This is a genomic window from Fictibacillus enclensis (assembly GCF_030123385.1).
GTDB classification, from domain to species: Bacteria; Bacillota; Bacilli; order Bacillales; family Fictibacillaceae; genus Fictibacillus_C; species Fictibacillus_C enclensis.
On record NZ_CP126109.1, the window covers coordinates 4,649,258 to 4,664,357 of the forward strand.

Annotated in this window: 13 protein-coding genes and 1 pseudogene; 2 read left to right on the forward strand and 12 right to left on the reverse strand. The window is 48.0% G+C overall.

The window, feature by feature from the left end; translation table 11 throughout:
• Positions 1 to 72 precede the first annotated feature (72 nt).
• Positions 73 to 420, forward strand: coding sequence for a VOC family protein (locus QNH15_RS24025; RefSeq protein ID WP_283891136.1), 348 nt, complete (start codon positions 73 to 75; stop codon positions 418 to 420).
• 258 nt (positions 421 to 678) lie between these two features.
• On the opposite strand, the gene QNH15_RS24030 is transcribed toward QNH15_RS24025, so the two are convergent.
• The 3 genes from QNH15_RS24030 to xylF are packed head-to-tail and all read right to left on the reverse strand — an operon-like array spanning position 679 to position 4,452.
• Positions 679 to 1,881, reverse strand: coding sequence for a sugar ABC transporter permease (locus tag QNH15_RS24030; protein WP_283891138.1), 1,203 nt, complete (start codon positions 1,879 to 1,881; stop codon positions 679 to 681).
• On the reverse strand, positions 1,874 to 3,397 hold the full coding sequence (locus tag QNH15_RS24035) for a xylose ABC transporter ATP-binding protein (RefSeq protein ID WP_283891140.1): 1,524 nt from the start codon (positions 3,395 to 3,397) through the stop codon (positions 1,874 to 1,876). The genes QNH15_RS24030 and QNH15_RS24035 overlap by 8 nt, the downstream gene beginning before the upstream one ends.
• A 14-nt stretch (positions 3,398 to 3,411) precedes the next feature.
• Positions 3,412 to 4,452, reverse strand: coding sequence for a D-xylose ABC transporter substrate-binding protein (gene xylF / locus QNH15_RS24040; protein ID WP_283891141.1), 1,041 nt, complete (start codon positions 4,450 to 4,452; stop codon positions 3,412 to 3,414).
• Positions 4,453 to 4,619: 167 nt separating this feature from the next.
• Between xylF and QNH15_RS24045 the strand changes: the two are divergent.
• A pseudogene (locus tag QNH15_RS24045) lies at positions 4,620 to 4,790 on the forward strand (ROK family transcriptional regulator); the annotation flags it as partial.
• A gap of 68 nt (positions 4,791 to 4,858) precedes the next feature.
• On the opposite strand, the gene QNH15_RS24050 reads toward QNH15_RS24045, so the two are convergent.
• From QNH15_RS24050 to QNH15_RS24090, 9 genes are all read right to left on the reverse strand, one after another.
• Positions 4,859 to 6,262 (reverse strand): UbiD family decarboxylase, encoded by a 1,404-nt coding sequence (locus QNH15_RS24050; RefSeq protein WP_283891143.1) that lies wholly within the window; start codon positions 6,260 to 6,262, stop codon positions 4,859 to 4,861.
• Positions 6,263 to 6,336: 74 nt separating this feature from the next.
• Positions 6,337 to 7,167, reverse strand: coding sequence for a R2-like ligand-binding oxidase (locus QNH15_RS24055; protein WP_283891145.1), 831 nt, complete (start codon positions 7,165 to 7,167; stop codon positions 6,337 to 6,339).
• A gap of 21 nt (positions 7,168 to 7,188) precedes the next feature.
• A complete protein-coding gene (locus QNH15_RS24060) occupies positions 7,189 to 8,370 on the reverse strand; it encodes an iron-containing alcohol dehydrogenase family protein (RefSeq protein ID WP_283891147.1) in 1,182 nt (393 codons plus the stop codon).
• The gene (locus tag QNH15_RS24065; protein ID WP_283891149.1) at positions 8,367 to 9,851 is read right to left on the reverse strand and encodes an aldehyde dehydrogenase family protein; all 1,485 of its coding nucleotides are present in this window, start codon (positions 9,849 to 9,851) and stop codon (positions 8,367 to 8,369) included. Before QNH15_RS24065 ends, QNH15_RS24060 begins: the two co-directional genes overlap by 4 nt.
• A gap of 33 nt (positions 9,852 to 9,884) precedes the next feature.
• Positions 9,885 to 11,222 (reverse strand): MFS transporter, encoded by a 1,338-nt coding sequence (locus tag QNH15_RS24070; protein ID WP_283891151.1) that lies wholly within the window; start codon positions 11,220 to 11,222, stop codon positions 9,885 to 9,887.
• 136 nt (positions 11,223 to 11,358) lie between these two features.
• On the reverse strand, positions 11,359 to 12,147 hold the full coding sequence (locus QNH15_RS24075; protein WP_283891153.1) for an enoyl-CoA hydratase/isomerase family protein: 789 nt from the start codon (positions 12,145 to 12,147) through the stop codon (positions 11,359 to 11,361).
• Positions 12,148 to 12,175: 28 nt separating this feature from the next.
• On the reverse strand, positions 12,176 to 13,729 hold the full coding sequence (locus QNH15_RS24080; RefSeq protein WP_283891154.1) for a class I adenylate-forming enzyme family protein: 1,554 nt from the start codon (positions 13,727 to 13,729) through the stop codon (positions 12,176 to 12,178).
• A 4-nt stretch (positions 13,730 to 13,733) separates the two neighbouring features.
• Positions 13,734 to 14,225 (reverse strand): (2Fe-2S)-binding protein, encoded by a 492-nt coding sequence (locus tag QNH15_RS24085; protein ID WP_283891155.1) that lies wholly within the window; start codon positions 14,223 to 14,225, stop codon positions 13,734 to 13,736.
• A gap of 5 nt (positions 14,226 to 14,230) precedes the next feature.
• Positions 14,231 to 15,100, reverse strand: coding sequence for an FAD binding domain-containing protein (locus QNH15_RS24090; RefSeq protein WP_283891156.1), 870 nt, complete (start codon positions 15,098 to 15,100; stop codon positions 14,231 to 14,233).

Below are 15,100 nucleotides of genomic sequence, written 5' to 3' on the forward strand. Positions count from 1 at the left end.
AAACTTCTAAAATTAGGATAATGGCTAGGTTATAATGAACTTGTATAAGTTAACAGAGAGGGGTCAGATACGATGATAAAGGGTTTCGGAGGAATATTTTGGAGAACAAAGAATCTGGAGGCTACAAAAAAGTGGTACAGTGAAGTGCTGGAGATTGATCTGGAAAATTGGAACGGGACAATGATTAAACCCGAATCAGGAAATGAAACGATCTTTTCTTTGTTTACCGAGGATGACAATTATTTTCCAACAGAACAACAAGTGATGTTGAATTTCCAAGTACATAATCTGGACGAGACGATGAATCATCTTGAACAAATCGGTGTACCTCTCGAAAAGAAAAAAGAGGTTAGTGAATATGGAAAGTTTACTTGGATTAAAGATCCTGACGGTCGACTTGTCGAGCTTTGGGAGAAATAGAGGATATTATTAGTTGATATTAAAAATAAGTGGCCAGCTGGAGTGTGTAACCGGCTGGCTTTTTTGTGGTTAGTTGCGGTTCGACATCATTTAGTTGCGGTATCGGTGATTTTAGTTGCGGCTCCGGGAGTTTTAGTTGCGCTTCGACACAATTTAGTTGCGGTTCGACACGGTTTAGTTGCATATCACGTCATTTTCATAAAACTCATACCTAACAAAAATAAAATCAGGAGAAACAATCTCCTGATTTTTCGTTCCTTATTGCTTCTTTTTCGTAGAAACATCCATCCAAACCGCTATCACGAGAATAGAGCCCTTAACAATGTACTGCCAGAACGGCTCGATGTTCATCATGCTCATTCCGTTATCGATGCTGACCATGATCAGCGCTCCGATGATGGAACCCATAATGGTCCCGACACCACCCATCAGGCTCGTTCCACCGATAACGACCGCTGCGATGGAATCCAGTTCCAGCATGTTCCCTGCCCCCACGGTTGCCGCGTTCAGGCGGCTTGTCAGGAGCACTCCGGCAATTCCGGCGAGGAGTCCCATCAGCATGTAAACGATGAGAACATTGCGCTTGATTTTGATCCCCGAGTATTTGGCGGCGTCCGCGTTGCCTCCGATTACATACACATGGCGGCCAAACGTTGTTCTTTGCGAAAGGAAAATAAAGATTCCTGCCACAACAAGTACTGCCATAATCGGTGCCGGGATTCCAAGGTAACGGTTCATCATGTAGACAAACAGCAGAAAAACGATCGAGAAAAGAGCAACTCTTCCGTACGCCGCGTTTTCATTGCCAAGCGGCAAGCCGAGCTTTATCTTTTTTACACGGTTTTTAAAATAAAGAGCAAACAAGGCGGCAACAACGATGACGGCGATAATGTAGCCGACCGTGTATGGAATGTAGCCCTGGCCGATCATTTTAAAATTATCCTGAAGCGGAGCGATCGTTTCCCCGTTGCTTACCCCGATCAGAATACCTCGAAACACCATCATTCCGCCAAGCGTCACAATAAACGCGGGCACATTTTTATAAGCGATCCACCAGCCTTGCACAGCGCCAAGGATGACACCGAGGATAAGGGCGATACCGATGGCCGCAAACGTGTTCCAGTCATACCAGACATGAAGGATGGCGGCGATTCCCCCGGTCAGACCCACCAGGGAGCCGACGGACAAATCAATATGCCCCGCAACGATGACAAGCGTCATCCCGATAGCCAGGATCCCTGTGACCGACATCTGGCGGAACAGGTTGGACAGGTTCCGCGAAGTGACGAATGAACCGTCTGTCGCGATCGTAAAGATAACGAAAATCGCCAGAATGGCAATCAGAAGTGAGTACTGACGAAAATCCAGGCGGAATTTCCCTTTTTGTTCTGGCTTAATTTCTTTCCTTTGTGGCGCTGGATCATTAAGATTGCTTTGTGTATTCGCATTTGCATTAAGCATGGACAGCCCCTCCTGTAGCCCATTTCATAATGGTATTTTGATCTGCCTCTTCGATGGAGAGCTCTTTGGCAATCCGGCCTTCCGACATGACAAGCACACGATCGGCCATGCCGAGCACTTCGGGCAGTTCTGAAGAAATGATAATGATTGAGATTCCTTGTTTGGCGAGCTCATGGATAAAGGCGTAAATTTCCGACTTTGCGCCGATATCAATTCCTCTTGTAGGCTCATCGAGAATCAGGATTTTCGGACTTGTCATGAGCCATTTGCCGAGCACCACCTTCTGCTGGTTCCCGCCGCTTAGCGTGCCGACTTTCGTTTCGATGGAAGGCGCCTTTGTCCTGAACACTTTCATGTATTTCTCCGCTTCATGCACCTCTTTGGCTTCATCAATAACGCCGTTTCCACTGACGGAATCAAGCGCCACCATTGTCGTGTTGTTGCGTATGCTCATATCGAGCACGAGCCCCGTCTTTTTCCGGTCCTCGGATACATAGGCCATGCCATATTTAATGGCGTCTGCTGCTGATTTAATAAAAGCTTTCTGCCCATCGATCGTGATTTCTCCGCTGTATTTTCCTTCAAAGGCACCAAAAAGACTCGTAAACAGCTCCGTCCGGCCAGACCCCATCAGGCCGGCAATGCCCAGGACCTCACCTTTTCGCGCCATAAAGCTCGCGTCTTTAATTACATGCCTGCCCGCATAGTCATGGACGTTGAAGTTTTTCACTTCCAGAACCGGTCCACCGATATAGTCCCCAGTTTTTTTCGGATAAAGCTGAGTCAGTTCCCGGCCGACCATATAGGCAATGATTTTGTCTTCATCCATATCATCAATCGGCTTCGTAACAATCGTTTTCCCATCCCGTAAAACGGTAACCGAATCACAAAGCCTCATCACTTCGTTCAACTTATGGGAAATATAGATGCAGGTCACATTCTGGCGCCTGAGCTCCTCCAGAATACCGATCAGTGTTTCGACCTCGCTTTCCGTGAGGGCAGCTGTAGGTTCATCCAGGATGATCAGGTCATTTTTTTTGGAAAGTGCCTTTGCGATTTCAACAAGTTGCTGCTGGCCAACGCCAAGATCCTTGACTTTTTTTTCAGGGGAGATATCCAGCCCCACCTGATCGAGCCATCTTTTCGCCTCCAGATTCGTCTGGTCCCAGTTAATGATGCCCTTTTGTGCTCTTTCATTCCCGAGGAAAATGTTTTCTGCTACCGTTAACTCTGGCGCGAGCGCGAGTTCCTGATAAATGATGGAGATTCCGGCATTTTCCGAGTCTTTGATCGTATGAAACTGCTTTACTTCACCATTTACAATGATATCCCCGTCATACGTCCCTGGTGGATAGATACCGCTCAGCACCTTCATCAGCGTTGATTTTCCGGCGCCGTTTTCCCCGCACAGGGCATGAATCTCACCTCTTTTGACGGAAAAAGTGACTTCATCAAGGGCTTTTACACCTGGAAAATCTTTGGAGATGCGTTTCATCACAAGAATATCGTTGTCCATTTTGCACCCTCCAATTACTCTTTAGTGTTCTTCGTTTTTTTGTAAATCTCTTGTTCCTTATGGAATCCGTCCTTCACGACCGTTTCCTTGATATTCTTTTTATCCACGGCAATCGGATCGAGCAATACGGATGGCACGTCCTTCTCCCCGTTATTCACCTTGCCGTTCGTTTTGATCTTTTTCTTTTGGGCGACATCTACTGCTAGTTTGGCTGCTTCAGTTGCCAGTTTTTTGATTGGTTTGTAGACTGTCATCGTTTGCGTTCCGCCAGCAATCCGCTGCACCCCTGCCAAATCCGCATCCTGACCTGAAATCGCCACTTTTCCGGCAAGTCCTTGTGCTGCAAGCGCCTGAATAGCTCCGCCTGCTGTGCTGTCATTGGATGCCACTACTGCATCGATGTTGTTTTTATTGCTCGTGAGCCCGTTTTCCATGATGGACATCGCTTCATCTGCCTGCCAGTCCTTCACCCACTGGTTGCCGACAACTTTAATGTCGCCTCTTTTGATCAAGGGCTGCAGCACGTTCATTTGTCCTTTGCGGAACAGCTTCGCGTTGCTGTCAGTCGGAGAGCCGCCCATCAAAAAGTAGTTTCCTTTTGGCACTTTATTCACGAGGTATTTCGCCTGCATTTCGCCCACTTTTACATTGTCAAACGAAATGTAAGCCGTTACATTAGAGTTTGTAATAAGGCGATCATACGCCACAACGGGCACTCCCTGCTTTTCCGCCGAATCAACTGCCGATGCCATGGCGTCAGAACTGTGAGGAATCACCACAAGCACATCGACTCCTTGCGATAGCAGGTTTTCCGACTGGGAAAGTTGCTTCGTATCATCGCCATTGGCCGACTGGACCATTACCTTCGCACCAAGCTTTTTCGCTTCTTTTACAAAAATATCGCGGTCGTTCTGCCAGCGTTCAAGCCTCAAATCATCAATGCTCAAGCCGATTACGATCTGACCGCTCTTCTTGCCCTTCTGTAAATCCTGACCGTGGGCTGTGGCAGCAAATATAAGCGCCGCAAGCACTAAAACCGATAGTACCTTTTTCATGGACATCCTCCCCGCTATGTAAGCGTTATCTTAACCGCTTAAAAAAATGAGTATGATTTTGCTAAAGTTAGTTTGTTTAATGGAAAAACTAACTTAAAGACATCATAATCAAACTCTTAGACTATTTCAATGATTATTTTTATTTTCAATCATTTTATAGAAAAGGAAGCCTGATGGAGGACAACCTGATTTTTGAAATTGGCCAGGGGCATTCAAGCGGTGGCAGGCGGCCTGTTATGCTTGTTTTTAATAAAAATGCCGGCTACACGATTGGTGTCGATATCGGGGTGGACTACTTAAATGTGGTGCTGACCGGTCTTTCCGGAAACATCCTGTTGATTAAGTCATTTTCATAACCTACTCCCATCCATAAACACCAAAAAAGCACCCCGAAGAGTGCTTTCCTTCATGTTAGGACTTTGTCTGTTTCAAAACTCTCTCTCTTTGATTCAGACGAGTCGTCAGAAAGGTAGTCTTGTAGATTTAGCTCATCATATCCCGGAATGGTGATTCTCTTATATCTCATGGGTTCACTATTTAATGGGATGGTGCAGTCAAAACCTGTTTTTGAACCTAAGCCGTTATCGGTAGATGGATCGAGCTTTGAACCTTGGGCATCGTGAATCACAACCATATCTTTGCTGGCCTGAAAACGAGTGGCGATTGCCCATTCGACTTCCTCCATATTGAAAATATCAACGTCCTCATCTGCAACTACGACATGTTTAATGTCAAAGCTGTTGGCGAAAGCGGCCAGCATGGCATTCTTGGCTTCGCCTTCATTTCGTTTTTTTATCGAAACGATGGCATGATATCGACACGTGCCTCCCGGACTCATATGGACAGCCGCTACGGAAGGAACTGTCTGTCGTATGCTCTCGAGGAGGCTTACCTCTCTAGGAATACCTCCCAATAAAAGATGTTCATAACCTGCTGGGACAATGGTATAGAAGATGGGATTATGCCGATGGGAAATGGCAGTGACCTGTACAATTTCTTTGTCGCTTCGCGGTCCATAATATTTAGGGAATTCTCCAAATGGCCCCTCAGGTTCGCGTATATGAGGAAGGATTTTTCCCTCTATTACAATTTCGGCGCGGGCAGGCACATCGATGTCCACCGATTCGCATCGGACGGTTTCAAGCGGTTCAGAATGCAGCGCGCTCGCAATTTCCAGCTCATCCACGCCAAATGGCGTACTGGCCTGCGAGGCGAGCAGCGTCAGCGGATCGACACCAATGACGATCGCACATTCCAATGGTTTCCCCTGCTCCTCTGCTTGTTTATATAGATGATGAGTGTGCCTCGGAAGCAATAATGCACCAAGCTTGTCCTTACCTGAAATTTGCAGGCGATGAATCGATACATTTTGCTTGCGCGTGTCCGGATCGCGTGTAATGAACAGTGCCGCTGTGATGTAATGACCTGAATCCATTTCATGATGTATAGGAATAGGAAAGGTTTTCAGTATATCGATGTTTTCCGTTATAATATTCTCTTTTACTGGGGCATCCTCTTTTTCTATTAATCTGCAAGGTTTTGGAATTGAAACCGCCTTAGAGAATTTAGGAATGATTCCTTTTTCATCGGTTTCCAAGGCATCTGCAAAATCCTGCCGGCTCGAGCATATTCCTGAAACCAGAGGAACTTTATAGCCATCTACATTAGAGAAGTAGGCCGCTTTTTGGCCATCAAGCTTTTTGGCCACTGCCGCAATCTCAAAATCAGGACTCACCTTTTTATTGATTACGGCCAACCGTCCCTTTGATTGAAGATGGTCCAGCCATGTACGGAATGTTCTAGCTTTCATACAACGGCCTCCTTTTACTTTAAATTCTTAAATCGTTGGTCAATTTAATTTCGCCACCTGAGATCCTCCTTTGTTCACCTCACCGAAACGACTCCGAAAATATCCTTCAGGCGGCGCTCAAAAAGTTTCATTACGCGCTCTCGACCGTTTACCTCAGGGGGAACAGGGATTTGGCGGCTGTTGACGATAACCGGCTGATCATACCGGATCGCAATGAGAGGACGATATTCTTCATACACTCTCCGTATGCGGGCTGCATGCTTTTCCTGTTTGGCGAGCAGCTTCAGCATGCGGAGTCCAAATCCGACATGACGCCCTTCATCTTCCTTGATCCGTTTGAATCCTTCCTTCAATCCCGGCAAAATCCCTTTACTGCCATACACGGCTTCGAAAACGTCGTAACCTGCCATGGCCTGTACGCCTTCAATGATTCCCTGGTAATGGGCGAGCCCCTCCACCAGCGCCTCTTCCTTCTGCTCTTCACTGCCTTCCAGAGCGTTCAGCATCCTTTTGCCCCGCTCGTCCAGCTTTTGCTGAACCGCATTTTGCACACCTTCAGTCCTGTGGATGCCGAGTACTTCCTGAAAATAGCGAAGAAAAAATTCGGTATGCTTGAATTCTTCCACAAGCTGCGTGCTAAGAAAGGCCTGCTGCTGAGTGGAAGCCCCGAGCATGATCCATGGACAGAATTTCAAGGCCACATTTTCTTCCGCATCGAGAAAACCGGTACAAAAGTGAATGAGGTAGTCTTGCAAATCCTTGTCCAGTCTTTCATAGTCCTCCCTGTCACGTGATAGGTCAATTTCAGCAGGATCCCACGTGCCAAACCGAATCGCTTTTCGATAAAGCTTCCAGGCCACTTCATCCGTACTTTCATCCAAACCAGATACCAGTTCTTCAGCCATCGAACATACCTCCCCATTGGATTAGTATATTTTCTTCAACAGTTCCAGCACCTCAGCCTCGGACGGCTGTTTCGGGTTCCACTTCATCATTCCGCTTTTGAAAGAATCCAAAGCGATAACACCAAGCTGATGTTCAGATACATCAACGTCTCTTAACCGGGTCGGCAGACCAATATCGGAAACCAGTTGAGCTACGGCTTCTGCTGCCTGCGCCGCTAGGGATGAAGACGATCCATTATGGATTCCCAGCAGGTTCGCAATGTTTGCTGCTTTTTGAACATTTTCTCCCGCATTGAACTCGATGACATGCGGAAGCAACAACCCGATCGCTATGCCATGGGGCACGTGACAATGTCCTGAAAGCGCGCTGCCAATGGCGTGCGCCAGTCCAAGCAATCCGTTATTGAATGCCATGCCTGCGAGCAAGCTTCCATGCGACATCCGGGTCCGTGCCGCCTTGTCATGACCTTTCTCCACCGCTGCTCTTAAAGAAGAGCCTATCGTTGCAATTGCCTCTGTCGCCAGTGCGTCGGTTGCCGGGCTGGCCCGGCGGGAAAAGTAGGTTTCAATTCCATGGGCCAATGCATCAATTCCGGTGGATGCGGTCATTTTTTTCGGCAGGCCCAATGTCAGCTCGGGATCCACAATGGCCAATGTCGGTGCCATATATCGGCTGTTGACGGTTACTTTCACCTGGTTTTCCCAGTCCGAATAAACTCCGAAAATCGTAACCTCACTGCCCGTCCCGGAGGTGGTCGGTACCGCGACAAGCGGAATGACCGAACCACTTTTGATCCGTTCAACTCCTGCGTAATCCCCAATACTTTGACCGTGTTGAGCTACGATTCTTATTCCTTTGGCCGTATCCATCACGCTGCCCCCTCCAACGGCGATCAGGACATCGCAGTTACTTTTGCGAAAACAATCCGCTCCTCTGTCAATCGTTTTAAAACTGGGATCCGGCTCCACCTCGAGATACAGTTCAGATGAGATGCCAGCTTCTTGAAGAGAGGCATTAATGTTACTTAATAATCCTGCGGACACCACTCCCTGGTCACTTACAATAAACGCCTGTTTCACTCCCATTGCAGCTAGGTGTCCGCCAAGTATGGAGGCTTTACCAAACCCGAATTCAATTCGGGTCGGCAGATGAAAGGAGTAGCTTTGCTCCGACTGTTGAGTAATGGAACTACTCTGCATCATACTTCCTCCCCCAGTTCTTCGACTTCAATATGGACATGCTTCGTTTCACAGTATTCCATCAAACCATCCACGCCCCGTGTCCGGCCCAGACCGCTTTGCTTGTAGCCGCCAAACTCTGCTTCAGGGAAGTTTTTATTATACGTATTGATCCATACGGTTCCAGCCTCAATCCCTTTTGACAAACGCATGGCGCGGTTAAGGTTGGATGTCCATACTCCCGCAGAAAGCCCAAAGTCGCTGTCATTTGCCAGATGAAGCGCTTCTTCTTCGCTCGAAAACGTCTGAACAGCGAGTACAGGCCCGAAAATTTCTTCCTGCATCACCCTGCTGTCACTCGCGAGGCCGTCAATAATGGTCGGTTGGAAGTAATAGCCCAGGTCGTGCGATCCCCCGGTCAAGCGCTCACCGCCTGTTACAATCGTCCCTTCCTGACGCCCCAGATCGCAATAGCCTTGGACAATGTCCAATTGACTTTGCGACACAAGCGGCCCCATATCGGATGTTTCCAAAAGGCCGTTATCCACCTTGAGCTGTTCGGCATATTCTCTCAACCGCTGAACCACTGTGTCCTTAATGGATTCCTCAATAATTACTCTGGACCCGGCCATGCAGATTTGGCCGGCGGAAATAAAAATGGAACGGCCGATGATCGGAATCGCCTTGTCGAGATTTGCATCCTCAAAAACAATATTAGGGGATTTGCCTCCAAGTTCGAGCGCGATCTTTTTGATATTTTTGGCCCCTGTTTCCATGATCGACTTTCCGGTCGCTGTATCTCCGGTAAAACTGATCATATCGATCTTTTCACTGGCTGCCATCGCCGCACCAATTTCTCTTCCGGGACCTGTTATGAGACTCACGATTCCCTTAGGAAAATGAGGGATCTCGGCGATCAGCTTGAAAATTTCAGCAGAAATCGAGGGCGTCAGGCTCGCGGGCTTGACGATGACCCCATTACCGGCAGCAAGCGCCGGGGCAAGTTCACGGACCATCAGCAACGCGGGCCAGTTCCACGGAGAGATGATGCCCACCACCCCGATCGGTTCTTTAATTATCACCCCGAAGTTGGCAGGTTCCAGCTGCATGGAGCGCCCAAACACGCTTCTAGCCGCCCCGGCAAAATATTTAAGAGTGTCGATGCAGCCCGCCAGTTCCCCTCTTGACTCCCGAATGGTCTTACCCTGATCAATCGTGAGAATTCGGGAAAGACGCTCCAGGTTCTTTGTCATATTTTCAGCGAGTGCCAGCAAGGCTTCATAGCGGCGCTTTGGATTTACCGCCCAGTCACTGGGTTGAAAGGCGTGCCGTACAGACTCGATGGCGGCTGTAACATCTCTTACATTTGATTTTTGCGAGTAGCTAAACAGGTCTCCAGTCGCAGGATTGTACGACTCAATCAGCTCATTGGACGTGGATTCTGTCCATTCACCATCGGCAAAATTATAGTAGGTTGGTACTTTCTGAGTAACGAAAGTGGACATCCCATCATACTCCTTTCCGTTCTGATTTGATTGTTATCGCAGCCTTCCTTTGGTCTCTGGTATGATAACGCTTCCAACAATGTAGACAAGATAGATGACAATGGCAAAATACATTAAAGTGTGTGGAATATTATCAACCGTTCCGCTTGCTAGGGTGACAAAGGTAGGCATCATGCCTCCAATGGCAAAACCCATGTTCCAGGACAGGCCGGTGCCGGTGGATCGGATGGAGGTCGGGAACCGCTCGTTTAAGAATATCAGGACAGGAGCGTAGGCCGCATTTCCCAAAAACACAAGACATACCACGTAAAAGTAGATGGCAGTAACTGAGCCTGCATCGGCCAGCGAGAGATAAAAATAAGGCAGGCCGATCACGTTTAACAACCCGACAACCATGAAAACCTTTTTCCTTCCATACACTTCACTCAGATGGCCGGCAATCAAGGCCGCTATGATCGTCGCTATACTTGCGGTGATAAGAACGCCTGACAGAGTTGCAGAAGATACCTTGTTGACGACATTGAGGAACGTTGGAATAAATCCGGCGGTTAGATAATAACCGGATCCTCCCCCGATTACGATCATCAAGTTAACCAGCAAAATTTTTGAATATGTCGTAAATAGGGCTTTGACGGGTTTTTGTTCCACCACATTCTGATTCTCATTCTTTTTCTTTTTCATTTCCGTCCATAGTGGGGATTCTTCCAGTGTCCGGAAAACAAAAAGACCAGCAACAGATCCCAAAATCCCCGTAAAGAACATGACTCTCCATCCCCAGCCCTCAAATGCTTCACCAGGGAAAATGGCAGAGACCACCATAAATGCGATGGAAGCAAACAGTGCACCCAATCCTGCACCGCCTCCGCCGATCAACCCCGACATGAGTCCCCTCCATTTAGGAGGCGCTGATTCGGTACCGATCGTATGGGTGGAAGCAACGACCCCTCCAACAAAAACACCCTGAACCAGGCGAAGCAGTAAAAAAAGAAGGGCAGCAAATAACCCGATTTGCGGAACCGTGGGGAGCAGCCCGAAAACAGCGGTGCTTAAACCCACTCCTATAATGGCTACGGTCATCGCATTTTTTCTTCCGTGCTTGTCCGCATAGGAGCCAAATACGGCGGATCCCAGCGGCCGCATAAGCAGGGTAACGGCGAAAGAAGCATACACCGCAGCAAGGGACAGTGTAGGATTGGTCGTTGGAAAAAATAGTTTTCCTATGGTAGGTGTGACATATAGCAGGATGAAAAGGTCATATAAATCGAACGACCAGCCCAGTAGAGAAGCGGCGGTAGCCGAAACGATCTGCTTGTTTTCCGTTTTTTTCGGTTCTGTTTCTCTTACTACACCGGTAGATACAGCATTTGACATTATCATTTCCTCCAATACTAAAGTTTTTAAGTGACTTAGCTTGGATGATTTATAAACAGAATATTCAGTTTTTTATAATTACGAGAAAAACGGGTACAGAGTAACCCCGCCAGAATCGCGGGATTACTCTCATCCGTTACTTTCCAGTAAATTTAGGTTTTCTTTTTTCCACAAAAGAATCGACACCTTCTTTAAAATCCTCCGTGCATCTCAGCATTCCGTAAGCTCTTCCCTCAATCTCCAAGCCTGTACTCAATGGGCCTTCTTCGGCGGCATTTAAGACTTCCTTGCAAACCCGCTGTGCCAAAGGAGAAAAACGGACAAGCTCATCAGCCAAACTGTTCACTTCATTTTCAAGCTCGGTCTTGCTAACAACCTTTGTCAGCAATCCCCATTGATAGGCTTCATCCGCAGGAATTCTTCTTGCCCTCATAATCATATCCTTCGCCCTGGTCAGTCCAACCGCACGTGCTACACGCTGGGTTCCGCCGCTTCCGGGAATCATTCCAAGGTTCATTTCCGGCAATCCTAGCAGTGTATCATCGGCGGCGATCCGGAAGTCGCAAGCCATCGCAATTTCAAACCCTACACCGAACGTATATCCCTGAAGCTGGGCAATAACCGGTTTTGGAGAGCGTTCGGGTGCAGCCACATTAACTCTTAAGCGCGACAGTTCTTCAGGGTGGGTTTCCATGAACTGCGGAATGCTTCCTCCTGCACTAAAGCATTTATCGCCTTCCCCCTTTACGATAATTACGCGCACATCTTCATCCGCATTTAATTCATCAAAGATCTTGGAAAACTGAGCTCTCGCCAGCATGCTGATATAATTCATTTTTTCTGGCCGGTCAAAGATAATTGTGGCTGTTTGTGCCGCCTTGTTTTTTTCCACACGGATATGGTCATATTGAGTTGCAGTTGTCATTTTCATTTCTCCTCTCATTGATCAGCAATTACACTACTTTTTCTGTTCCAAATGGTTCAAATTCCCCGTCTCTGAGCTTCCGCCGCAGGATTTTACCAACCGGGCTTTTTGGGATTTCCTTAACAAATACATATTTGCGCGGCCGTTTGTAATTGGACAGTTGGGGATGGTTCTTGCAAAACTCATCAAGCTCCTGGATGGACACCGTATGGCAGCCGGGAACAACAAAAGCGGATACAATTTGCCCCCACCTGTCATCCTCTTCCCCGACGATCGCAACCTCCAGTACCTTTTCATGTTCGGCCAGCACGTCCTCCACCTCCAAAGGATGGATATTCTCCCCGCCTGATATAATCATGTCATCCACTCTGCCGACCACGTACAAGTCACCGTCTTCATCCATCACGCCAAGGTCTCCGGTAAAATACCAGCCGTCACGAATTGCTTTCTGGTTCGCATCTGGCCGATTCCAGTACCCTTTGAATGCTTCTCCCGATTCCAGGTTAACGATGATCTCCCCTATTTCGTCTTTGCCCACGATTTCTTCACAGGTTGCTGTTGCATCCGGGTCCGCCCTGACCAGCCTGATGTTTTGGTGGAATCCCGGTTTTCCGGCACAGCACGGTTTTTCGAATACGTTCGAATTGATCGTAAACGTGTAAACCTCTGTGCTGCCATAGTGGTTTACAAACACCTCGGGCTTTAGCTTCTCGATGCACTTTTCGGTCAGCGATGTGGTCATCGAGGCTCCCGCGTATCCGATCTTTTTCAGGGCAGAAAGGTCGTATTCGGCAAATTGGGGATGCTTCAGGATGTCATGGTACAGAGTGGGAACAAGATACAGACAGGAAACTGCTTCTTTACTGAGTAATTCAAGCGCTTCCTTCGCATCGAAGTCAGGCAGTATAACCAGTTTTCCGTTTAAAAAGGTAATGGAGAGCAGAGACCGCATGCCCATCGTATGGTAAAGTGGCATGGTGCCGAGTGTGCTTTCCCCTTCCGAATATTGATTCTGGATGATATGAGCAAGTGCCGACGCATACTCATTTTTATGACTTCTTGGCACACCTTTTGGTTTTCCAGTTGTTCCCGATGTGTAAAGCATTAGCGCAATGTCATCATCATGAATGGCGGGTCTCTCATACGTATTGGGACTTCTTTGAATCAGTTCAGAAAAATAGATATCCGCTCCCTCTACTCCATTAAGACCAATGTATACCGGCCGTTCGTTAAACCTTGCTTTTAACACCGCCTCCTGACTCGCATCTTCATAGACAATCGCCGTTGCTTCCGCGTCATTGAAGCAATACTCTACCTCCTTTGCCGATAGCCTGAAGTTCAACGGTGTGTATATGGCTCCCAGCTTTTGCAGAGACCAATAGAGGATTACATTTTCTACCCGGTTTTTGAGCAGAACCATGACGCGATCCTGCTGCTTGATTCCAATCCGTTGAAGCGATGCGGCAAGTTTATCAATCTGGTTGTTCAGTCTGGCGTAAGATATACGCTCTTCTTGCTGTACAACTGCATCCTTGTTCGGAAACCGCTCAACTGCAAATTCAAGTAACGTTCCAAGATTCATGGGTTCAACTCCTTTGCAAGACTTCTTTTTGGTTATCCTGAACCGTTTTCTGTACAGCCTTTACAATTCCGTCATAGCCTGTGCAGCGGCACAGATGCCCTGACAGGGTCTCTTTGATTTCTTTTGTGGATGGCTGTGGGTTCTTTTCAAGGAAATCGGTGATGGACATTAAGATTCCGGCGGTGCAAAAACCGCACTGCAGACCATGGCATTCCACAAAATTCTTTTGAAGCGCCGTCATTTCTCCGTTGGAAGCCAGTCCTTCGACCGTCTTTATTTCCCTGTTATCGGCCTGCACGGCAAAGATGAGGCAGGACCGGACAGCTGCACCGTCCATGCTGATGGTACACGCGCCGCACACGCCATGCTCACAGCCGACATGGGTGCCTGTCAATCCGCATGTTTCACGAATGAAGTCACTTAGCAGCATTCGCGGTTCCACCCATTCGGAGTATGCTTTGCCGTTGATTGTCACATTTATCTCGGTTAAGGACATACTGCTCACCCCTTTGCTCTCTCGTATGCTTGGTGCACTACTCTCGTCGTCAATACCTTCGCCAATTGTGTCCGGTAGGCCGCAGAGGCGTGCAGATCCGATTCAGGCTCCACACTGCCTGCCACCACATCGGCCACTTTTTGCAGTGCTGCATCCGTAAGCCTTTCTCCTGCAAGAAGTTCTTTCGCGTCACTAATTAAAAGGGGAATCGCCTCGACCCCGCCAAGAGCCAGCCGGATATCTGAAATTCGGTCATGAGCATCAAGCTCAAGCTGACAAGCGGCGGCTACAAGAGCAAAATCCCCATGACGCCTCGCCACTTCCTGAAAGGAAGACCCGACCCGTCCCTTCCAAATAGGCAAATGAACTTCAGTCAGCATTTCGTTGGGCATCATGTCTGTCGTTAAAAATGTGAGAAAAAAATCCTCCGCCTTCACGCTTCTTGTTTCGTCTTCTGAAGAGATATGAAGCGTGCCATTGAGCGCCATCATTACAAGAGGAAGCTCGGCACTGGGGTCGGCATGGACAATGCTTCCTCCGATCGTTCCACGGTTTCTCGTTTGAAGATGGCCGATATGTGCAACCGCTTCGGTAACGAGACCGCATTGATCTTTGATGAGTTGTGATGTCTCCACCGTATTTTGCCGGGTCATCGTCCCGATCTTCAACACATGATCATCGCTCTCGATAAAATTCAGATCCTGAAGACCGTTAATGTCAATTAAACATTCAGGTGTTGCCAACCTCATGTTCATAATCGGCACCAGGCTCTGTCCCCCTGCAATAATCTTGCCGTCAAAACCGCTTGATTCGAGAAGAGACAGCGCTTCCGGAAGATCCTTAGGACGGTAGTAATTGAACTTGGCCGGTTTCAT